This is a genomic window from Desulfobacterales bacterium (assembly GCA_030066985.1).
Lineage (GTDB): Bacteria > Desulfobacterota > Desulfobacteria > Desulfobacterales > JAHEIW01 > JAHEIW01.
Genome location: JASJAN010000059.1, coordinates 22,416 through 42,042, shown reverse-complemented (window position 1 = coordinate 42,042; position 19,627 = coordinate 22,416). Strand labels below are relative to the sequence as shown.

Here is a 19,627-nt window from a genome sequence, read left to right as displayed (position 1 = left end):
TCCTGATCTTATGCGCTTGCAAGCTCCTTTTGTTTGATTTTTTCGAACAGGCGTTGCTCAATTTGATCTTTGGCCCATTGAAGCCGGTTTTTTTGCTTACCGGTTTGATACAAAGCCATCATTTCGGACACTATTTGCTTGGCATCATGGTGACTTTCTAATGTAACCTCCTTAATTATAGACCAATTCTGCGATTTGGTAAAGTGATTAAATGCAGGACGCAGATGGGGGAACAATTCTTTGAGCATCCCGTCCAAAAAAGCGACATATAATCCAAGACCGGCCATATTGCGATTTTCGATCAGATGGTGAAGCGTCCCGCTTGGGTGCGTGTCAGCCAGTAAGTCCTTGAGCCCGCGGGCAAGCAGCTCAACCGGTGAATGCGGAAAGTCGGCAATCATTTCGCGCCAAGTATTGGGTTTAAAACTATCATCGCTGAGTTCTCCAATTTCATGGAATATATAATTGTCTGTTTGCGCCGCCAGAATAACAGGCAGGTGTTGCCTGATTGTCGCTGGATCTTGGGTTTTGAGCCCGCAGTGCTCGAGGGCAAACCGTAAGGCGGGTCGACCCGATTTTTTTATGTAGGCCATTTGATCCCACAAATACAATCGAGCGGAATCGGTTCGCAACAGGATTTGTTGTGCTTGCGTCAGGGCGGGCAGGGTCAGCAAATCGCGGGCCAGTTCGCGGCCAAGCGTATAGACGCTGTATCCATTGTTTGTGCGTTTGTTTTCGATCTCAGCCAGAAAAAAAGTGGGTTTAAGGCTAAACGCATATCCGGCGCCGTAAAATAGGCCCTGGGGCTCAAGGATTGCATTGATTGCAGACGTATCAAACAAATCGTATTGTTGGTCCCGTATCTCGATGTTTTTGTGTTTTGCATTTGCCAGTTTTTCCCAGAGAGTTTCCTTTTCACCAATCCAGTCCAAAATCTCAGAAGTGTCTTTTTCCTCCCAGGGACTTAATTGATGCTCCCACTTATAAAGGTCACGCAAGCGCAGAGCCAAACCACAGGTGGAATACAGTCCGGCGTGCTGCGCATCCGAAATGTCGCAATTGTGCAAAACCTGGCGGGTTATCGAGTATATTTCACGCATCGATTAAATTTTAATCATCTGCCGATTTTGGCAATAAGGTCTTCAAGTGCATCCTCAGACGCGGCATGGGCGATTGCCGTGGAATTGGTCATGGCCATGTCACGGTTGGCGCTGGCGGCCCATATCAACGATCCGGAGTCGACCTGAACCAGCCGGGCACTGAAGCCGACCACACCGCCCCAGTTGAGTCTCCCGCGCCAGTCACCATATTCCATGACCACACCAACCACCAACCCATCGACATTCAGCACCTGTTGCATTTTGTTGATCGTATCCGTGGCAAAAATATCGCTGGTATCAATTTCAAAATCGCGCATCATCCGGGCAACTTTTCTTCTTTCGACCACATCATATAAACCGGAGGCCAACAAGTGCTCTGCGAAGATATCTGCCATAATCGATCCGGCATTCATCGGCCGGGTGATCCGCCCCCGATCCGTTCTACCCCTTTCGGGTCTGGCGAAATCAAAATCAATGACGGCAACCCGCTTAATTTCTGGATTTGGCTCGTTAATCGATGCATTATGATCGCTGATATCGAAACTGGTGCAGGCTGATATCAGGATCGATAGAAAAGATAGCAACATTATTTTTTTCATGCTTTCCTCCTATTGCGGTCAACCGCTGCGTTTTCTGCTCGCATAAACGCTATTCAATTTTTCAGATTTGTGCCCGTAAGCTAGCCTGAAGATCTGCATCCGTCAGAGGCCTAAACGTAAGACCGAAATTCCCGCTTGACCAGCCCTGAACTCAAAAAATGACCGTCCAGCGGCCATAGGTATTGTGAATATCTTTGCGGTGCACTTTTTAATGCATCGCTAATTTGCTTACCGATTTTAAAATTTGGACTTTTTTTCCAGGTTCATTCTCTTGAATCACTAAAAGCCATTTACTGGTCTGCATAGATTTGATAGTTTTGTCACAGATAACAGCCTCTTTGTTTAAGGTATAGAATCTATTATAACATCATAATCACTTATCATCATGTCAGATCAGTCCCCATCTCCGCCCAAACCGCTACCGGCTGCCACGGTCATTCTGGCGCGCCAGTCTCAGACCGAGCTTCAGGTTTATCTGTTAAAACGGCATGCCAAAAGCGGATTCATGGCCGGCCATTATGTTTTTCCGGGCGGTATTCTGGATCCGGCAGATTGGCAATACACCTTTTGGCGAAATCATGTTGATCTAACGGTCAAAAGCCTTTGTGATCGGTTGGGGGGTGGAAGCCTTACTGCAGAGCAAATTGTCGCGTATGGTGTTGCGGCAATCCGCGAAACTGTAGAGGAAGCCGGTGTTTTTCTTGCCATGCGCAACGATCAAAGCCGGACGGATATTGAACAGGTGGCCCGACTGCGCAGCCAGAAGAACCTGCCACAGGATTGGTTTGTCGATCTGGTTGTGTCTCAGGGCTGGACGCTAATGCTGTCAGCTCTAATGCCCTGGAGCCATTGGATCACCCCTGTGCGAATGAAACGTCGTTACGATACCCGATTTTGGGTGGCATGCATGCCCGCCGACCAGCAATGCCAGCCGGATCAGCGTGAAACGACCGACGGGCTGTGGATCAGTCCTGCAAAGGGTCTGGCCGGCAATTCAAGCGGGCAGGTGCCGCTGAGCCCACCGACGCTGGTCACACTGCAGCAGCTTTTGGCATATGGCTCGCTGGATGATTTACAAAGACAAATGGCGCATCGGACATGGGGACGGGTTGTTTTTCCGCGTTTGATTCCACTGGATCGGGGCGCAGTGCTGATCGAGCCCTGGGATGTAGCCTATGAGCAGCCCGAGATCGACATTGATGCCACCGAACTCGATAACGCCCTCTTGCCGCCTGGAGAGCCGTTTTCCAGAATATGGTATCATGAGGGGCTGTACCGGCCGATAAGAGCCAAGTGAGGAAACTGTCGTAGATGCATGCCCGTGTTAAGTATCCGTTTCGATGTAAGCCGGTCCGAATACATTTCTTCCGATCATCAGTCTTAGTTCTTTGTCCGGCAGTTCACTTTCATCACCGGGCCAGTGAATACCCTCCCAGATGACACGCGGTAGCCCGCCGTCTCTCTTACATCTGAAACATATGGGCGGCTTTTTGCCCTTTTTTACCGGTTGGCCGGAAACATGGACCAGCTCTCCGAGAGGATTCCCTTGAGCCGAAACCCCGCACAGTAATGAACAGCCGCAATCCAGAAATTTGAATGCCACCCCGATGGCTTCAGGATAAGACGCTAAAATGGCATGACAGGCCTGGTCAAAAGCAGTTGACCGGAAATTTGTTTTGTCTTTCATACCAACCGTTTCCCGTTCTCTGCAGGTTGCAATCATTAAGACTTAAAAGACACTAAGCATTATTCCTTTATTTGGGAACAAACAGCAACTATAATTTTAAAATCTCACGGTTGGATTTTAGATGGTCTTAGCTTCAGATCAACAAACAGAGGTGGCCTAGGTGGGAAAAACGGTTCATTTCATATTGCACAATGGGCTTGTCGGCGGGCAGTGCTTGGAAATCGCCTCGATTCCCGTACCAATTTTCCGTAATTAACGGTTACCCGTCAGTCGAACGAGCAGCTAGTGCCATAAAACGATGGAAACGGCAATTATAGCAATCGCCAGACCGATAACATCATATTTATCCATACCAGCTCCTGTTACCAACGGGATTTTACCTTTGCAGTTTGCAATGATGGCGGCAAACTCAGGCACTATAATTATTTGCAAAAACCATGCGCACAGGTCCCGTTAAACCTTAACTATATTAAATTCAGATAGTTAAATAAAAATACCAATCAGGCACCAACTACATTTGTAGAAAAATATATAAACCAGTGTATACTTTAGGTAACACCTTGCTGTTTTTTTGCTCGCACCCATCTTTTTTTGCATGTGCCAAAGAGGTGCTCATCATCTGGTCTTCCTTTTGTCATCCTAATCAATTTCAGATGACGCGATGCGCTTGCATGATGTTGTTTGAGGAATAAAAAACCCCTGTCATTGTACTTTAGACAGGGGGATGGCAGGATATGATCTGATCGGCCAGATGCGTGCGCCAATGGACTTGTGCTTTCAGCGGATGAGCGCTCTGCAAATTTGCTTTCGGGATACCAGCCAGACCATTCAGAAAGAAACGAAAATGACATGATCGGTCCAGCCGTTAACCATTTGAGGATTAGGAGTGGCTGTACATTTTGTACTCGGTTTCTTTACCCAGCAAGACATCGATTTTTTCCTGAAGCTGAATGCGCTCAGGGTCTTTTACCCAGCGACTCCAATCTTCTTCCGACTCCCACGTGCTGATGACCACCGTCTCACCAGGCTTGTCGATGCGCTTTAATGTTTCGCCCGAAATATAACCGTTTTGCTTCGTTGTGGCGATTCTTAACGCCTTGATCAGTGGGAGTAATGAAGATTCTTTGTTCTTCGGCACCTTGCGTTTAATCACAATTTTAACGGTCATAGATGGCTCCTTTGGGTTTTAACTGCCGCAAATACAATGTTTTCCGGCTAATGCATCTTGAATTCTTTACTTAACTGAAGATGATTCGCTTTGCAATGGCTTTGCTGACATACCGACAAGCGAATTGGATCCCTAACTATATTTGTCACACTGCCGGCAACCATTTTTAAATTTGTAGCTCGACGATGTCGCCTTCCTGCAAAACATAGTCCCGCTGCACCATTTGACCGTCAAACACGGCCGGACCCCATACTCTGGCGGACTTTAGATTGCGGGAAAAATCCTGATGTACTTTGCCGGCAAAATCAGCCATGGTGCTGCCTTTTCTCAGCACAAAGGGTGCGGTTAAATCCGGTTTTTTACCCGGTGATTTGGTGTATACCCGGATAATGTTCAGGCGCTCTATTATGGTTGTTTTCAGTTGGTCCAGGTTACGGCCGGTCTTGACTGAAGCCGATATCATTGGCCAATTATCTGCAAGCAGTTCGCGAAAAATTTCCAAATCTTCATCGGTGCTCGCATCATCGTTTTTGTTGGCCATGATCAAAAACGGAACCGGACGGATACCGCGCCGGTCTCTGTAGCGATCTTTTAGCCGCAAGGGCACAATTCCTTGCGCCTCCAGCAAAGCAAGCGAGTCCTCGAGCTGCTGCCATGGATCGGTTTGCAAATCCACTATTAACAGTACCAGTTCACAGCGGCGAATCAAATCCATCATTTCCGGGTCAACATATTCGGCGCTCAACGGCGGGGTGTCGATCAGTTGAATCTGAATATTTTCTATGGGCATCATCCCCGGGGTCGGTTTCCAGGTGCTGTGGGGAAAGTCGGCGACTTCAGGGCTGGCGTTGGTCACCTGTGCGACCAGAGCGGATTTGCCGACGTTGGTTGCGCCAACGATCACCACCTGACCGGCACCTTCTTTGTTGATGTGATAGGCGGATTCTTGCCGTCCGAGACTTTTTTTGGCCTGGGCAGCCGATTTCAATTTGGACACCCGCTTGCGTAAATCAGCACGCAATTTGTCGGTCCCCTTATGCTTGGGGACGATGCTGATCATCTCTTCAAGATAGGCGAGTTTTTCCGCAGGTGTTTTGCTTGAACGAAATCGCTTTTCGGCATCATAATATTCTGGCGGCAGGTTTGTTGGCATAATGATAACCTCTGGGCAGGTATTTCATTATTGGCAACAGTGTCGTTTCACGTTAAAGAAATTCGAAAAGAAAGTCAACCGGCTCCTCACAAGTGCAACCTCAACGGTTGATTTTTAGCCGTCTGAAGATTATGCATATACAGCTAGCTTATATAAAAAGGTTGAATACCAGAAAGGGCGATCACAAACGATGGATAAGAAATGGATGGAAGCATTTGGTCAAATGACATACGGTATCTATGTTTTGACATCAAAAGCAGGTGAAACAATCAATGGCATGATCGCCTCCTGGGTTTCGCAGGTTTCATATGATCCGCCCCTCATAATGGCGGCAGTTCACCCTAACCGATACTCGCATCAACTGATTGAAAAAGGCGGCGGTTTTGCGTTGCATATATTATCCGAGGCGCAAACAGACTTCCTTGCGCGGTTTAAGCAACCGGATGTAAAAAATAAATTTCCCGCATTAAATTGGACATCAGGCCAAACAGGCTGTCCGATCCTGCTTGACTGTCTGGCCTATCTGGAATGCGAGCTCAAAACCCATTACCGGCCTGGTAATCATACGCTGTTTATCGGCGAAGTGATTGCTGCCGGCAGTGGAGATTCCCGTGGCGCTCAGCTAACGACCCTGGATATCGATGGCATATACCTGGGAAAAAACTGACCCGAACAACGCCACTGTGAATAGGAGACGATGGACGTTTCGTTTTTAATACAGAAAGGAGATTCCACCCATGGCTGACTGGAAATCTTATCTAAAAGATAATCAGGACCGGTTCGTAGATGAACTGTTGGCATTTTTGCGCATTCCGAGTGTGTCCAGTTTGAAAGAGCACAAGGAAGATGTTGTCAAGGCAGCGAACTGGGTTGCCACCCGCATGCAGGCTGCCGGCATCGAAAATGTTGAAATCTTACCCACCGGCGGCCATCCGGTTGTTTACGGGGATTGGCTGCATGCAGCCGATAAACCGACGGTTATGATTTATGGACATTTTGACACCCAGCCAGTCGATCCATTGGATCTGTGGTCTCATCCGCCGTTTGAGCCGGCGATCAAAGATGATCGGGTTTATGCCCGGGGTGCCTCGGATGACAAGGGCAACATGCTGGTGCCGATTCTGGCCATAGAAGCGATGCTCAGCAGCGCGGGGCAACTGCCGATCAACGTTAAATGCTTTTTCGAAGGCCAGGAAGAAATCGGCAGCCCGCAACTGCCAGAATTTATTTCAGCCAACCGCGAACGACTGGCTTGTGATCTGATTTATAGTGCCGACGGCGGTCAATGGGATGAAGATCAGCCGGCATTGATGATAGGACTCCGCGGGTTGTGCAATCTGCAGGTTGATGTTCAAGCGGCCAAAAGCGATACCCATTCCGGCACTTTCGGTGGTACGATCATGAATCCGATCCACGCCCTGGTACAATTGTTGGATTCCATGCACTCCCGGGACGGCAAGGTGGCCGTAGATGGTTTTTATGATGCCGTCCGAGCACTTTCTGATACGGAAAAAGCACAGATCGCTGAAATTCCCTATGATGAATCCGACTACAAAGCTGAACTGGGCGTCGAGGCGCTTTTCGGCGAGCCCGGCTATTCAACTTATGAACGCGCCTGGATTCGCCCGACCCTCGAGGTCAATGGCATCTGGGGTGGTTTTCGGGGGGAGGGGGTCAAAACCGTTCTGCCGAGCACCGCCCATGCCAAAATCAGCTGTCGGCTTGTGCCCAACCAGGACCCGGCAACCATCCTCAAACTGATCGGCACCCATATCGACAAGCACCTGCCACCAGGTGTAAAAGTGACGGTAACGACCAATCCGAGCACAGCGGATCCGTATTTAATTCCTCACGATCATCCCGGAAATCAGGCGGCGATTAGCGTTCACAAGGCACTTTACGGCAAGCAGGCCTATTACGCTTATATGGGGGGCAGCATTCCGGTATGTGGGCTTTTTCTAAAAGAACTGGGCGCCTACACCGTCAATTTCTCCTTTGGTCTTAAGGATGAAAACATCCATGGGCCGGATGAATTTTGGCGCCTCAAAAGCTTTGAACGCGGTCAGATGGCCTATGGCATGTTGCTGGAGCAACTAAGCGATATCAAACTTACGTAACTGTTTTGCGCTCCCGTGGATATGGGTCTTCAGGCTTGCCAAGGTTTTAACACCGGTATTTGAAAACGACAGAAGGATCTTCAGTCGGCAGGTGAGCGCGGAAAATCCGATGGCGCGATGGCATTATAAGCTGGAAATTTTTTAACAAGGCAATCGGATTACGGTTTGTTCATGCGCAGTGGGTGTGTCATCTTGTCGACCAGCAGTTTAAACAATTCTTCTTTAAAACCGTAAGGCATGATTTTGAAGGCATCCTGCAGTCGCTCTTCCCAGCGGTTCATGATTCCGGTGGGGGTGGGTTTTTCCCAGGTGAGCAGATTGAATACCTCGTCGCGAATTTTTCTGCGCAACCGCATCTTTTCGCGCTTGTCGGCACGCTGGGCCTGGTTCAGCCCGTCTTCAAAAAATTTGCGAATCTCAAGTATGTCTATTTCCGTTAGGCGGGCCATATGGGCGCAACTCCGGAAACTGATTGCGAATTGTTCAATAATTTGAGCAACAAAGCTATAATTTCTCTTGTTTTCAATAGTTTATCATACGATTTCTTTAAAAGTCAAATTTTGGCGCTTGATCAACCTTAACCCAAAAATCGTGTTGACAGTATCTATGAGGCCTGCTTTGTAAATCAATGCTCAGGCATACCGCTTTGCACGGCAAAGGATATTCCTATCGTGAGAATTGTTATAACCAATGATGACGGCATTGACGCCCCGGGTCTGGATACCTTGCACCAATGTGTGCGGCGGCTTGGTAATGTTGTGATCGTGGCACCGCGACAGCCCCAGAGCGGCATTGCTCACCGGGTGACAGCCCGGGATCCCATCCGGTTTGATCAGGTGGGCCCGGACCGTTTTTGTATCGATGGTACGCCTGCTGATTGCGCCCGGATCGCCCTGAAACGCTTAGCGCCGGATGCTGGCTGGCTGATTGCGGGAATCAATCCAGGGGCCAATCTGGGGTCAGATGTTTACAATTCAGGCACTGTGGCGGCAGCCCGGGAAGCGGCCATTTTAGGGTGTCGTGCCATAGCGATCTCACAATATATCGCCAGAGATCAGAAGATCGATTGGGCTGCGACCGCTTATCATTCCCTGCCGGTCTTACGAATGTTGTTGGATCGGGATCTGATGCCGGGGCATTTTTGGAATATTAACTTGCCCCATCCGCTTAGCAAGAAAGCAAAGGTTGCCCATGAATTTTGCGGCTTGGATACCCACCCCCACGACTATACCTACGATCAACAGGGTGACACACTCGTCTATAGGGGAATTATTCACAATAGACCACGGGATGCGGGCAAGGATGTGGCCGTATGTTTTGACGAGGGAAAAATCGCAATAACCCGCCTGGCAGTCGATTCAGGCGCTGGTGGCTAGTCGGCAGTTTTCAGCGGCACAAACAAAAAATCGCCGCCGTCATGGCCCGCGTAGCGAATATCGGCATACTCGGGCATCTGGTAGGCGTTTAACATGACCGCACGGCGGATCTGGGTAAAAATCTGGGTGGCATCCACAATGCCATCATTTTCGCTTAAGGCATCGATAAAGGCTGAAGCAAAAACCGAATGGTTGTCTTTGCCGCCGCTGTCGATGACCGGCTCCAGACCACCGGAGGACAACACGGTGCGTGAGCGCTTTTTAACAATGCGTGCCAGATAGCTGGCAGAGCGATTTTTGATGTTGACCCCGCGGGTCAGTTTGCCTGAATAGCAGCTGTCGGCGACCACCATCACGTGCTTGGCTTCGATAGCCCGCAGTGTGGTGGTCATGTAAGAGTTGGAAATCCAGTTGGTCTCAATGTCTTTATCGGCATCCACCGGCAGCCAGTAGCCCTCATCACCGGCCTTGTCCAGCCAGCCATGCCCCGCATAATAAATCAGCAGGTTATCGTTAACCCCCAGTGTTCGCCGCAAGTGGTGCAAGGCCCGCAGGATATCGGCGCGGGTGGCATCGGTGAGGGTTTGCACGCTGAAGCCATATTTATCTTTTAAAATCTTGGCGACCACCTGTGCATCGTTGACCGCTGTTTTAAGCGGCGGCATCGATTGATAGGCATTGTTGCCGATCACCAGGGCGTAATAGGTACCAAAATCAAGCGCCGATGTATCTCCAGGCGGAAATGCGGCTGCCAGCGGGGCCGTTGCCGTCTCCGCTGATGATGGTCGTTCTGTGACCGTTTGTGCCAAGCTGGTCGGATCGGTGGTGTCCACCAGGGCTTGCAGGACGCGTTTCGGAAACGCGCGCGAAACCAATTCCTGCGTGCACTTTGAAATGAGGCGGCTGTATTCTTTAAAATTGTAGGTAAGATACGGGCTTCCAAGCGCCTCGGCGGAAATTTGTCTTGAAACCAGTTTTGGATATCCAAAACGATTGATGTCAACGTTGATGGTTGCTGACGCTTTCATTCGGGCATAGTCGGTCTGCCCCTTGAAATTCAACGCTAATTCGTCAACACCAACGACGTATTGGGTGGTGGCTGCCGGGTCGAGAACAAAGCCCCTGTCCTCTAAACCGGTTTTGATGGCATGCTGCAACCGATAGGCAAAATGTTTGATCAAGTCGTCAGCCGTTTCACGCTTCAAGCGCTGGGTGGTTTGGACTTTCATATCAGTGATGTCAAAGACGAACTTAACTGCGCGCTGATCAGTGGACCGGATTTTGGACCAGGCTTCCGGTAACTGGGTGGCTGAAGGTTGGCTTGACTCTCTGGTTTCCTGAGAGCTGGTACCGGCGCATCCCAGAATGATTATCAGTATCAACAGGATAAAAGTTGTCTTTTTCATGGTTGGCATCATTTTTTAGGCGATATTAGGTGTTGCTTTTATCGCGCTGGTTATCGATCCGGTTTTAAGTGATCGCTATATTTTGAGCTCAAAGTGCTGGCCAGTCCCAAATCGGGTCTGGCGTTTATTTTGATAAAGGGTGACCTCGCCGGCGCCCGTTACCTGCCAGCAACCCTGCGGGCCGTCGTTGAGCATGCCGCTTTGTTCGTCAATTCCGATTAAGATCATATCCGGGAATCGCTGTTTCAGCTCCGGTACCCAGCTTTGACCAAAAGTATTGTGGTGCGGCAACACGCAGGCACCGGGGATTAATCCCAGTCCCCTAAGTGCTTCCTTGGCATGGGGGTCATAGTAGGTATCACACAGGACCATGGCGCCGGCGCTGCTGCCGGCAATAACGGCACCGGCCTGATGGGCGCGCAACATGGCCTGCCAGCTGTCGCTGCCCGCCAGCGATTGGGCCAGGTGCCGGGGGAAGCCGCCCAGCAGGTAAATCATTTTTGACTGCTGCAGGGCCTCCACCACCTTTGGGTCATCTGCGGATCTGCGGTTAATCAACGGCAGAGAACTGACATTCGCAGCACCCAGTTGTTTGAACCAGCGAACTCCGTTCTGTCCGGCACGCTGATGATTATCGTCGGGCGCCGCCGCAGCCGGTACAATGTTGATCAACGCCTTTGGCCCGCCGGCCAGAGTCATGGCCCGGCGGTCTGGTGCTGCCATCTGGCCACCAAATTCAGCACCGCCCGCTAACAGAATATAGCCCATGATCTTATTTCTTGAGGATACTTGGTTTCAAAATATTCTATTGGGCCCAACAGACACGCAAGCCATATGTCGAATGGGGTTGAGCCCGTTGGCCCGTTGAGCCGGTTGCCGGTTAAGTGTGGTCGTTTTTTTCTTAACGGGCTCAACTAAAAACGGGGTTAGCGGATAACCTTAATTAAAAAATATGACACGAAAGTCTCCTGGATGCAAGTTTGTTGGCTGGGGGGCTCGGATTCTTATCCCTTCGAGGTTTACAGAGGGCGGCATGTTATGGTAGGCCAGGTCTGTGAACCGGATCGCTTAGTGCCAAAATTGCGAAACGCCCATCTAAAACAAGGAAGGATTATGAGAGCCTCGCTCATTATTGTTGCCAAAAAGCCTGAGCCCGGGTTTACCAAAACGCGCCTCTGCCCGCCCTTTACCCCCGAAGCAGCGGCTGAATTTTACGGTTGCCTGATGCAGGACACGCTGGCATTGGCAGCGCAGATGCCGGAGGTTGATCTGAGCCTTGCCTATACGCCGGTTTCAGCAGTTGAATATTTCCAACATCTGGTGCCCAATGGTTTTCACCTGACCCCCCAGCAAGGCGCCCATCTGGGAGAACGCCTGGCAAATGCCCTTGCGCTTCATTTGAAACAGGGATATCACCGGGCGGTTATCATGAACAGCGACGGGCCGACCTTGCCCGTGGCATATCTGAAAGAAGCCTTCACCAAGCTGAATCATGCCGATATTACATTGGGCATGGGTCATGACGGCGGCTATTACCTGATTGGATTAAAACACATGATTCCGGAGTTGTTTGAAAATATCGCCTGGAGCACCGAACGGGTCATTCCCCAAACTTTAGAAATTTGCCGGCAGCTGAATCTAAAAGTCCACTGCCTGCCGGAGTGGTACGATGTGGATGTGGAAGCTGATCTTCAGCGGTTACGCCTTGATTTATTGGAAAATCCGTCAGCGGCCCTGCACACGGCTGATTTTTTAAAAAGGTGGGATGAACTGCAGATATAACGTCTTTTTTGTAACCCAGTTAGCTTCTATGAGCCGGCCGACGGCCCCAGATCATATATCTCAAAATCGGCCGGTCCTTCCTGCAAGCCTTCCAGCTGATCCTCTTTGGCGGAGCGCGCATCACTTTCCTGCCACCGAATCCAGTCATCAATAATTTGCCAGGTCGAAACGACAGTGATGTTAGACGGGTCGTAGTGGTTAATTAGGGTTTCACCGGAGATATAACCCGGTTGTTTTAGGGCTTGACTTCGGACCTCATTCAGCAGATCCAGGGCCGCGTTGATTTTATCTTTTTTTATTTTTCTTTTGATGAATACCTTAACCGCCATGTCGCCCTCCTTTGATTTTTTGCCCTGCTTAAATTATAATTTGCAGACAATGACGCAATCATTCTTATCTTGGGAAAGTAAACTGAATACCATTGGCAAGCGACAGCAGACAATGGCTGCAGTATTGCCCAATACTTATATTATATATTAATTTGCTTAAATCAAACAGATCCTGTAATAGAAATTCAGCTTTTATGCTGCCAAAAAATCGCTTGCGAAATCTTTGATGCTAATGGTGACAATTTTATAACTGTCACCTGCGAAAGGAAGACTGCATGGTAAACAGTCTGCTCGATACAGATTTTTACAAACTGACCATGATGCAGGTGGTTTTACATCAATATGCCAGTGCCTGGGTCCGTTATGCTTTTAAATGGAGAAATTGGGAGGAAATGCACTTAACCGTTTCGCTGCCGGACTTCAAAAATAAAGTGGATACTGAAATCGATCGACTGTGTGAGCTGCGATTTACCGATGAAGAAGTGAATTATCTGGCCAATATCCGGTTTTTTAAACCGGACTTTATAGAATATCTGAGACTTTTTCAGCTGAATCGAAAATACATCAATACATTTATTGAAGATGGCCAATTGCAAATCAATATTGAAGGGCCGTGGTTAAATACCATCATGTACGAAATACCCGTACTGGCCATCATCAGCGAACTGTATTCAAGTCTGCACGGCGTTGATGATGCCACTTGGCAGAAAGAGGGGCGGCAGCATCTGAAAGACAAAGTCCGTTTTTTGATCACGGCCACAGTCAATGAGCACAATTTCAAATTCGCTGAATTCGGCACCCGCAGAAGGGCTTCTTATGCCTGGCAGGAAGAAGTTATTCATTACCTGATCGACCATTGTGAAGATCGACTGGTAGGTACCAGCAATCCCCATTTTGCCATGAAGTGCGGTATCAGACCGATTGGGACCATGGCCCATGAATTTTTCCAAGCACATCAGCAGCTGGGCCCTCGTCTGGTGGACAGTCAAAAGGTTGCCCTGCAATGCTGGGCGGACGAATACCGGGGGGAGCTGGGTATTGCGCTTTCAGATACCATGGGCTTTGATAAATTTTTAAAAGACTTCGACCGTTTTTTTGCCTTACTTTTTAACGGTTGCCGGCAGGATTCTGGTGACCCCTATCGCTGGACGGAAAAGCTCATCGCCCACTATCAGAAATTGCGCATCGACCCTCGAACCAAATCGGCTATTTACAGTGATGGCCTGACCCTTGAAACGGCAGTGGATATTTTCAAGCGTTTTCATGACCGGATCGAAACCTCCTTTGGTATCGGAACCAATCTGACCAATGACTGCGGATTTATGGCGCCCCAGGTCGTCATAAAAATGGTGGAGTGCAATCGTAAGCCGGTTGCCAAAATAAGCGATAGCCAGGACAAGGGCATGTGTGAAGATATAGAGTTTTTAGATTATTTAAATTATGTGATTAGGGAAGACATCAATTCTGAAAACTGATTTTAAAGAGCGCTGCAAAATTATTGGTTTCCGTTCTCCCAGGTGGTCACCTTTCCTTGCACCCCGTTAATTTCAAGAATGCCGCTGCCCGATTCTTTGACAAGAACGTTCCGGGTGACATTCATAATTTCAATTCCACCGGATCCGTCTCGGATCGTTAAATTGCCGTCAATATCCTTTATGGTCATCTGCCCGGTGCTGTCGACCAGGCGTGCGTCGCCCTCGACCCGCTCGATCAGAATACTTCCGGAGCCATCTTTAACTTCAAGATTGCCCCTGATGCCTTCGATTTGCAATTTACCTGAGCCATCTGCCACTTTTACATTTCCCTGAATGTCTTTGACGGTTATCGATCCGGAACCATCTGTGATGGTCAGATCTCCTTCCAGGTTACTGACCAAAATGCGACCGGAGCCGTCATCGATTTGAACTGCCAGCTGTTTCGGAACGCGCACGGTAAGATCGATTTTAGCGTCTGCTTTCATCCGGTTTTGATCTTTAAAGACGCTTTTTAAAATGGCTTTTTGCGACCGTTTGTTCAAAGACAGCAGGACGTGACGTTCCATAAAATCGGCGATTTCATTTCGGGAAATACCGCTTATGATAACCGCTGCTGTCACATTGATGCGGTCGGTTCGATCAACGCCATATATTTCAAGAAAGCCGGCTGCGCATGTAATCTGAAGGACCTTTACATCTTTGATAGGAATTTCCAGATGTTTTGATCGCTCGATCGGTTCGGCCACTGCTGCCAGCGGCCACAGCATTAAGATACAGAAAAGGACTTTTCGCATCTCACACCTCCTGGCATGATGCTAGGGGTTGTCCGGTGATTTATCATGTGCGTGCGCTTCAGTTTAGCGGGCTTTCAATCCGGATATGAAGATCAAAGACAACTATTCTGGCAATTGGGCGTTTATTTTCACTTACCCTGTGACAAATAGCAATCTTTTTTGTATGTAAAGCAGCACGGTAACCTGAACTGCTGGATGCGGAAAACTCAGATGACGAAATCGACAGCGAAGTCGCACGATAAACTTGATGCCAGAGCGGCGATCATCTTAACACTGCTGTGTTTGATCTGGGGCTTGAATGCCGTTGCCATGAAATATGCAACCGAGGGCATTGCGCCTATTTTTTGTGCAGGTCTTCGCTCCGTTATGGCCACTATCTGCCTGGTTATCTGGATGGCCGGCCGGCGTATCCCCCTTTTTGTGGGCCGAATCAAAGACGGGGTATTCATTGGTCTGTTGTTCGGGGCCGAATTTGGTCTTTTATACCTGGCCATTCGCTATACAACCGCTTCATCAGCTTGGATTTTGCTGTACACCTCGCCGTTTTTTCATGCCCTGGGGGCGCACTTTTTCCTGACCGGCGATCGTTTATCGATTGCCAAAGCCGGCGGAATGATACTGTCTTTCGCCGGCATTTTAATCCTTTTAAGTCAGCATCTGGGGCTGCCTTCAGTCGATCAGTTTGCCGGCGATATGCTGGCATTGGCCGCTGCCATGCTGTGGGCACTGACGACAGTCGTCATCAAGCGCCGCCTGGTGGCTGCCGTATCACCCTATCATACCCTTTTCTATCAGACCCTGTTTTCGATACCCGTTTTGTTTATGCTTAGCTTTATGTTTCAGGAAACACCGGTTCAGTATCTTGATGGCCTGATTTTGATCTCATTGGCGTATCAGGGTATCCTGGTTGCTTTTATCAGCTATCTGGTGTGGTTTTTCTTGGTACACAGCTATCCGGTCAGCCGGCTTTCGGCGTTTACCTTTTTAACGCCGATATTTGCAACCCTTGCCGGTGTCTGGTTGCTCGGTGAACCGCTGACCTTGCGCCTCATCATTAGCCTGACCCTGGTCAGTATCGGCATTTATATCGTCAACCGCAAATGAGTACTGCTGCTAGAAAATATCCCAATGCAAACACTGACTAATGATATTCGGGTTCTGTCCGGCTCCACAGATATCGTATTGGTGGCACCTCATGGGCCTGCCGAAGACGATGAAAACACCGACCGCCTCACACGGCAGACAGCCCGGCTTTTGGGCTGTATGGCCATTATCAATACCGAATTGCCCCGCAATAAATTGGATTTGAACCGAATTCCCGATGCGGCGCGCCATCCCACGTTTATCCACGCCCTCAGACAGGCCATTTCACCCGACGGTCGTTCACGGGTGATCTGGGTTCACGGCATGAAAGATCAAAGTGCAGCGCTCGAAGCCCGCAATCTAAATGACGGCGTCCGGATTGATTGTCTGGTCGGATATGGTCTGCCGGATCGATTGACCGCTGACCTGGACACCATCACCCATTTGACGGCAGGTTTGAATGCGGGTGGTCTGAATACGGTTGTGGCTGCAGATGAACGGTCCAAATTTCGGGGTCATTCCGATCACAACATGAACCAGTGGTTCAGGAAGAACCGCTATCCCATTTCCAGAGTGGCGTCTTTACAGCTGGAATTGTCCTGGAGCGGGGTGCGCGAGGAGGGGTGCCTCAGCAAAACAGCCAAAACGCTGGGCAGTGCTTTGAAACAATTTATGAATTTAAATAGGTGAAGGATCAATGCGCTTCATCAATCCGGTGGCTGCATGAATCATCAGTGACTTAATCAATAATTTTCATGCAAGGCTGGCTTTTGCACGAGTTTGAGGCTTCCATAGGCAAGGCATTTAAGGCTGAGGCCATAGATTCCTATGCTTCAGCCTTAATAACGCAGCATATGGGAGTTTCAGGCTCGCCTTTAGGGTGAAAATTAATGAGATAAAATGATATTAATCCTTCATAATGGATGTATATTTTATATCGTTTGGGAAGATTGTATAGCTTGCTGCCGTTAAATAGAATTTAAGATTCTCATTAATTTTCATGCAAAACGAAACTGGGGCGGACCGAAAGGCCCGCCCCAGATTCCGAAGTTAGTAAAAGAAGGTGACTTAGCGTGTCTCCCGAAACACGCATACTAACAATATCGGCCATTTTTAAAAAAAACTTTAGCTTTTTTTATAGCGTTACCAGCTTTATATCGAATCCAGAGCCTGCGTTAGATCTTCAATTAAATCAGCTATATCTTCGATGCCTACCGAATAGCGCACCAGGTTTTCAGGAATGCCCATGGCTGCTCTTTGGCGGGCATTCAATTCGACATGACTGGTGGTTGCCGGTGGCCCAACAATTGTTTCAACCGCCCCCAGATTAGCCGCTCGATGAGCGTATCGCAACTGTGGCAAAAATTTCTCAACCGCCGGATAGCCCCCTTTAACTGAAAAAGAAAGCATTCCGCCAAACCCCTTCATTTGCTGTCGTGCAATGGCGTGCTGCGGGTGGGTGTCCAGACCGGGGTAAAACACTTGCTCCACGCTCGAATGGGATTGCAAGTAAGCGGCGATTTGCAGCGCGCTTTTATTCTGGCGCTCGATGCGAAGCGGCAGGGTTTTCATACCGCGCAGCAGCAGATAGGCGGCCATAGGATCCAGAGCAGCCCCGTTGATTTCCCGGAAATGAAAGATGCGGCGAATATGATCCTGAGGCCCGCAGACCGCGCCGCCCAGCGCGTCGGCATGGCCTCCCAGATATTTGGTGGCGCTATGCAATACCAGATCGGCCCCCAGCTTGAGGGGCTTCTGGTTAACCGGTGTGGCAAAGGTGTTGTCGACCACCACAAGGGCACCGACCTGATGGGCGGCCGCCGCCAGGCGGGCAATATCGACGACTTTCATGGTCGGGTTTGTGGGGCTCTCCAGATAAAGCACCTGACAGCCTTGCGAAATAGCGGTTTCAACGGCCTTTTGATCGGTGGTATCACAAAGGGTGACCGCGATGTTGAAACGGGGTAAAAATTCCTGAAAAATTCGGTTGGTCCCGCCATAGCTGTCTTTGATCGAAACAATCCGATCGCCAGGGGCCAGCAGCGTAAACAACGTGTTGGAAATGGCGGCCATGCCGCTGGCAAAGGCTGTGGCCGCCTGGGCCTGTTCAAGGCGACAGATTTTTTCTTCAAAAGCGCGCACCGTTGGGTTGGTGTTGCGGCTGTAAATATGACCATCGATTTCGCCGCGGCCGACCTTTGCCCAGTGCGCTAACTCGGCATAGCCAAAGGAGACGCTGTGGACCACCGGTACCTGGGTTGCGTTTTCCCACAGCGGTCCGGTTTCGCCGGCCCAAACGGCCAGGGTAGCATCTTTGGGGTTGTTATGATCATTCATTTTGATTTCCTCCTCAGCGGGCAGCGGATTAGCGTATTATGATGCAATTTGAAATAAAATCTTCAGCGCCCCGGGTGCTGCCGCCTGTTCAAAGGCTGTCTCAGCCTCCTCCAGACCATACCGTTGGAAGACGAGCCCGGAGGGATCCACCTGTTGTTTTTCGAGCTGATCAAGGGCCGCTGCGATTGGGCCGCAGCGTGATCCCACCAAAGTGATCTCATCAACTACCAGGGATGAAAGCTGAAGCGGCCATTTTTCTCCATCCCTATCCTTGTAAGTACTTTTAAGAACGATGGTCCCGCTTGGGCGGACAGCCTGGAGAGCCGTTGTTAAACCTCCGGCCGAGCCGGTGGCTTCGATAACGATATCAAATTTGCGTTTGCCGATGTCGCCTTCCTGGATCCAGTGAATATCAAAAGCGTCCAGAAGCGCTTGCTGGCGCTGATAACGGGATACGACTGTCAATTGGCCGGCGACGGTTACCAGGCTCTGGGCGATCAATTGTCCAAGCCGGCCGGCGCCGATGACCAGCACGCGATCCTTGCGGCTGATCGGGACCTGTTGCTGAATCTGCAGCGCGGCTGCCAGCGGTTCTGCAAAAACAGCTGCCGCATCGGAGACCGTTTCCGGCACCGCAATCAAATTTTGCAATGGCAGGCATACAAAATCAGCGAAGGCACCATTGCAGTTTTTGATACCCAAAACCCGGCGATCTTGACAATGGTGTTGACGGTCTGCCTGACAATCGGGGCATTTTCCGCAGGCGATGTTGATATCCGCAACCACCCGCTGCCCGATGCGCTCCTGTGTCGTGGAGGCCTGAACGATTTCACCGACAAACTCATGTCCGGGTATGCCGCGAAACGGATAATAGCCCTTTACCAGCTCCAAATCGGTGCCGCAAATGCCGGCCATACGGACCCGCACCAGGGCTTCGCCTTCAAGCGGCTCTGGATCCGGAACATCTTCACGAACGCTTAAAAGCTGGTTTTCGAGCCAAACCGCACGCATATGCCGATCCCTTCTTTAAGTGGATGGATGGATTTCTGGATACACATCAAATTTTCAGCACTGACGCCATATATGAAGCCGTTGTAAGCAAAAAATGGCTCAAAAAGCAAATGAAAGGCGTATTTGATTGTCAAGCCAACCGATTTTTCATATAAATACGCATGTTTTACTTATGATCATTTGACATCTGACACCCCCAACAGGGATGAT

At 49.6% G+C, this 19,627-nt stretch carries 20 protein-coding genes; 8 read left to right on the top strand and 12 right to left on the bottom strand.

Translation table 11 applies throughout. The annotated features are described in order from the left end of the window. Positions 1–8: 8 nt before the first annotated feature. Together QNJ26_21185 and QNJ26_21180 are read right to left on the bottom strand one after the other, a co-directional pair. Positions 9–1,100: a hypothetical protein gene (locus QNJ26_21185; GenBank protein ID MDJ0988071.1), complete on the bottom strand. Its 1,092-nt coding sequence runs from the start codon at positions 1,098–1,100 to the stop codon at positions 9–11. 14 nt (positions 1,101–1,114) lie between these two features. Next, positions 1,115–1,699 (bottom strand): CsgG/HfaB family protein, encoded by a 585-nt coding sequence (locus QNJ26_21180; GenBank protein MDJ0988070.1) that lies wholly within the window; start codon positions 1,697–1,699, stop codon positions 1,115–1,117. 385 nt (positions 1,700–2,084) lie between these two features. Here QNJ26_21180 and QNJ26_21175 point away from each other — a divergent pair, with 385 nt between their 5' ends. Next, positions 2,085–2,996: a hypothetical protein gene (locus QNJ26_21175; GenBank protein ID MDJ0988069.1), complete on the top strand. Its 912-nt coding sequence runs from the start codon at positions 2,085–2,087 to the stop codon at positions 2,994–2,996. Positions 2,997–3,023: 27 nt separating this feature from the next. Here the strand turns inward: QNJ26_21175 and QNJ26_21170 are convergent, their stop codons facing one another. The 3 genes from QNJ26_21170 to QNJ26_21160 form a co-directional block, all read right to left on the bottom strand. Next, positions 3,024–3,386 carry a hypothetical protein gene (locus tag QNJ26_21170; GenBank protein MDJ0988068.1) on the bottom strand — a complete coding sequence of 121 codons (363 nt, stop codon included), beginning with the start codon at positions 3,384–3,386 and terminating at the stop codon, positions 3,024–3,026. A gap of 880 nt (positions 3,387–4,266) precedes the next feature. Beyond that, positions 4,267–4,554 (bottom strand): antibiotic biosynthesis monooxygenase family protein, encoded by a 288-nt coding sequence (locus tag QNJ26_21165; GenBank protein MDJ0988067.1) that lies wholly within the window; start codon positions 4,552–4,554, stop codon positions 4,267–4,269. Between the two features lie 166 nt (positions 4,555–4,720). Next, entirely contained in the window at positions 4,721–5,707 is a 987-nt protein-coding gene (locus QNJ26_21160; GenBank protein ID MDJ0988066.1) for a TGS domain-containing protein, read from the bottom strand. Between the two features lie 190 nt (positions 5,708–5,897). On the opposite strand from QNJ26_21160, the gene QNJ26_21155 reads away from it, so the two are divergent. Next, a complete protein-coding gene (locus QNJ26_21155; GenBank protein ID MDJ0988065.1) occupies positions 5,898–6,374 on the top strand; it encodes a flavin reductase family protein in 477 nt (158 codons plus the stop codon). Positions 6,375–6,444: 70 nt separating this feature from the next. After that, positions 6,445–7,824, top strand: a complete 1,380-nt coding sequence (locus QNJ26_21150) for a dipeptidase (protein MDJ0988064.1) — start codon at positions 6,445–6,447, stop codon at positions 7,822–7,824. 158 nt (positions 7,825–7,982) lie between these two features. Here the strand turns inward: QNJ26_21150 and QNJ26_21145 are convergent, their stop codons facing one another. Then, entirely contained in the window at positions 7,983–8,273 is a 291-nt protein-coding gene (locus QNJ26_21145; protein ID MDJ0988063.1) for a hypothetical protein, read from the bottom strand. Positions 8,274–8,495: 222 nt separating this feature from the next. Here QNJ26_21145 and surE point away from each other — a divergent pair, with 222 nt between their 5' ends. Beyond that, complete coding sequence (gene surE, locus QNJ26_21140) at positions 8,496–9,200, top strand: 5'/3'-nucleotidase SurE (protein ID MDJ0988062.1); 705 nt, start codon at positions 8,496–8,498, stop codon at positions 9,198–9,200. On the opposite strand, the gene QNJ26_21135 is transcribed toward surE, so the two are convergent. Continuing rightward, positions 9,197–10,606 carry a caspase family protein gene (locus QNJ26_21135; GenBank protein MDJ0988061.1) on the bottom strand — a complete coding sequence of 470 codons (1,410 nt, stop codon included), beginning with the start codon at positions 10,604–10,606 and terminating at the stop codon, positions 9,197–9,199. The genes surE and QNJ26_21135 overlap by 4 nt on opposite strands. A gap of 75 nt (positions 10,607–10,681) precedes the next feature. After that, positions 10,682–11,374, bottom strand: a complete 693-nt coding sequence (locus QNJ26_21130; protein ID MDJ0988060.1) for a Type 1 glutamine amidotransferase-like domain-containing protein — start codon at positions 11,372–11,374, stop codon at positions 10,682–10,684. 345 nt (positions 11,375–11,719) lie between these two features. On the opposite strand from QNJ26_21130, the gene QNJ26_21125 reads away from it, so the two are divergent. Beyond that, positions 11,720–12,388 (top strand): TIGR04282 family arsenosugar biosynthesis glycosyltransferase, encoded by a 669-nt coding sequence (locus QNJ26_21125; GenBank protein ID MDJ0988059.1) that lies wholly within the window; start codon positions 11,720–11,722, stop codon positions 12,386–12,388. Positions 12,389–12,414: 26 nt separating this feature from the next. Here QNJ26_21125 and QNJ26_21120 read toward each other — a convergent pair whose 3' ends face one another. Then, positions 12,415–12,717: an antibiotic biosynthesis monooxygenase gene (locus QNJ26_21120; protein MDJ0988058.1), complete on the bottom strand. Its 303-nt coding sequence runs from the start codon at positions 12,715–12,717 to the stop codon at positions 12,415–12,417. A 257-nt stretch (positions 12,718–12,974) separates the two neighbouring features. On the opposite strand from QNJ26_21120, the gene pncB reads away from it, so the two are divergent. Next, positions 12,975–14,192 carry a nicotinate phosphoribosyltransferase gene (pncB, locus tag QNJ26_21115; GenBank protein ID MDJ0988057.1) on the top strand — a complete coding sequence of 406 codons (1,218 nt, stop codon included), beginning with the start codon at positions 12,975–12,977 and terminating at the stop codon, positions 14,190–14,192. A 20-nt stretch (positions 14,193–14,212) separates the two neighbouring features. On the opposite strand, the gene QNJ26_21110 is transcribed toward pncB, so the two are convergent. Continuing rightward, entirely contained in the window at positions 14,213–14,986 is a 774-nt protein-coding gene (locus tag QNJ26_21110; GenBank protein ID MDJ0988056.1) for a hypothetical protein, read from the bottom strand. Positions 14,987–15,196: 210 nt separating this feature from the next. Between QNJ26_21110 and QNJ26_21105 the strand changes: the two genes are divergently transcribed. Continuing rightward, positions 15,197–16,090 carry a DMT family transporter gene (locus QNJ26_21105; GenBank protein MDJ0988055.1) on the top strand — a complete coding sequence of 298 codons (894 nt, stop codon included), beginning with the start codon at positions 15,197–15,199 and terminating at the stop codon, positions 16,088–16,090. A 24-nt stretch (positions 16,091–16,114) separates the two neighbouring features. Then, positions 16,115–16,759 carry a hypothetical protein gene (locus QNJ26_21100; GenBank protein ID MDJ0988054.1) on the top strand — a complete coding sequence of 215 codons (645 nt, stop codon included), beginning with the start codon at positions 16,115–16,117 and terminating at the stop codon, positions 16,757–16,759. Positions 16,760–17,221: 462 nt separating this feature from the next. Here the strand turns inward: QNJ26_21100 and QNJ26_21095 are convergent, their stop codons facing one another. Both QNJ26_21095 and QNJ26_21090 read right to left on the bottom strand, forming a co-directional pair. Next, a complete protein-coding gene (locus tag QNJ26_21095; GenBank protein ID MDJ0988053.1) occupies positions 17,222–18,406 on the bottom strand; it encodes a cystathionine gamma-synthase family protein in 1,185 nt (394 codons plus the stop codon). Positions 18,407–18,442: 36 nt separating this feature from the next. Continuing rightward, a complete protein-coding gene (locus tag QNJ26_21090) occupies positions 18,443–19,417 on the bottom strand; it encodes an alcohol dehydrogenase catalytic domain-containing protein (GenBank protein ID MDJ0988052.1) in 975 nt (324 codons plus the stop codon). Positions 19,418–19,627 lie beyond the last annotated feature (210 nt).

What these genes read in the sequence shown, in the direction of transcription:
- QNJ26_21185 (MDJ0988071.1), bottom strand. Translation starts at nt 1,100, where the DNA reads ATGCGTGAAATATACTCGATAACCCGCCAGGTTTTGCACAATTGCGAC.
- QNJ26_21180 (MDJ0988070.1), bottom strand. Translation starts at nt 1,699, where the DNA reads ATGAAAAAAATAATGTTGCTATCTTTTCTATCGATCCTGATATCAGCC.
- QNJ26_21175 (MDJ0988069.1), top strand. Translation starts at nt 2,085, where the DNA reads ATGTCAGATCAGTCCCCATCTCCGCCCAAACCGCTACCGGCTGCCACG.
- QNJ26_21170 (MDJ0988068.1), bottom strand. Translation starts at nt 3,386, where the DNA reads ATGAAAGACAAAACAAATTTCCGGTCAACTGCTTTTGACCAGGCCTGT.
- QNJ26_21165 (MDJ0988067.1), bottom strand. Translation starts at nt 4,554, where the DNA reads ATGACCGTTAAAATTGTGATTAAACGCAAGGTGCCGAAGAACAAAGAA.
- QNJ26_21160 (MDJ0988066.1), bottom strand. Translation starts at nt 5,707, where the DNA reads ATGCCAACAAACCTGCCGCCAGAATATTATGATGCCGAAAAGCGATTT.
- QNJ26_21155 (MDJ0988065.1), top strand. Translation starts at nt 5,898, where the DNA reads ATGGATAAGAAATGGATGGAAGCATTTGGTCAAATGACATACGGTATC.
- QNJ26_21150 (MDJ0988064.1), top strand. Translation starts at nt 6,445, where the DNA reads ATGGCTGACTGGAAATCTTATCTAAAAGATAATCAGGACCGGTTCGTA.
- QNJ26_21145 (MDJ0988063.1), bottom strand. Translation starts at nt 8,273, where the DNA reads ATGGCCCGCCTAACGGAAATAGACATACTTGAGATTCGCAAATTTTTT.
- QNJ26_21135 (MDJ0988061.1), bottom strand. Translation starts at nt 10,606, where the DNA reads ATGAAAAAGACAACTTTTATCCTGTTGATACTGATAATCATTCTGGGA.
- QNJ26_21130 (MDJ0988060.1), bottom strand. Translation starts at nt 11,374, where the DNA reads ATGGGCTATATTCTGTTAGCGGGCGGTGCTGAATTTGGTGGCCAGATG.
- QNJ26_21125 (MDJ0988059.1), top strand. Translation starts at nt 11,720, where the DNA reads ATGAGAGCCTCGCTCATTATTGTTGCCAAAAAGCCTGAGCCCGGGTTT.
- QNJ26_21120 (MDJ0988058.1), bottom strand. Translation starts at nt 12,717, where the DNA reads ATGGCGGTTAAGGTATTCATCAAAAGAAAAATAAAAAAAGATAAAATC.
- QNJ26_21110 (MDJ0988056.1), bottom strand. Translation starts at nt 14,986, where the DNA reads ATGCGAAAAGTCCTTTTCTGTATCTTAATGCTGTGGCCGCTGGCAGCA.
- QNJ26_21105 (MDJ0988055.1), top strand. Translation starts at nt 15,197, where the DNA reads ATGACGAAATCGACAGCGAAGTCGCACGATAAACTTGATGCCAGAGCG.
- QNJ26_21100 (MDJ0988054.1), top strand. Translation starts at nt 16,115, where the DNA reads ATGCAAACACTGACTAATGATATTCGGGTTCTGTCCGGCTCCACAGAT.
- QNJ26_21095 (MDJ0988053.1), bottom strand. Translation starts at nt 18,406, where the DNA reads ATGAATGATCATAACAACCCCAAAGATGCTACCCTGGCCGTTTGGGCC.
- QNJ26_21090 (MDJ0988052.1), bottom strand. Translation starts at nt 19,417, where the DNA reads ATGCGTGCGGTTTGGCTCGAAAACCAGCTTTTAAGCGTTCGTGAAGAT.